The sequence below is a fragment of the Acinetobacter sp. ABJ_C5_2 genome (assembly GCF_044538485.1).
GTDB classification, from domain to species: domain Bacteria; phylum Pseudomonadota; class Gammaproteobacteria; order Pseudomonadales; family Moraxellaceae; genus Acinetobacter; species Acinetobacter nosocomialis_A.
The window spans coordinates 1-388 of sequence record NZ_JBIUCS010000099.1 but is presented as its reverse complement, the minus strand read 5'-3'; the positions used below and the strand labels follow the sequence as shown (position 1 = coordinate 388).

The window sequence follows — 388 nt, the reverse complement described above, 5'->3', positions numbered from 1 at the left end:
AGATCATTGCCTACTCTTAAGAACTGGGCATCGGCAAAGTTCGCACCTTCAAATTTCACATCATTGAAGTACTGTAAACTGGTCCAGTCATAGCTTTTATCATTGATAATGTCCTGCCCATGACCTGTCTGGAAGATATAAATATCTTTCTCGTAATCACCACCAGTCAGCACATCATTACCACTGCCACCAATCAAGGTATCCAGTCCAGCACCACCGTTTAGCGTGTCATTGCCAGCACCGCCATTCAATGTGTCATTACCGTTATCACCATTCAGTACATCATTGCCTGAACCTGTAATCAACGTGTCATTGCCATCACCACCGTTTAAGATGTTCTTACCTTCTCCACCATCTAACAGGTCATCACCTGCATAACCTGTCAGTG

At 44.1% G+C, this 388-nt stretch carries 1 protein-coding gene; it reads right to left on the bottom strand.

The window, feature by feature from the left end:
- The coding region (locus ACH8JV_RS19540) for a calcium-binding protein (RefSeq protein ID WP_396523304.1) at window positions 1-388 on the bottom strand (388 nt) is incomplete at both ends.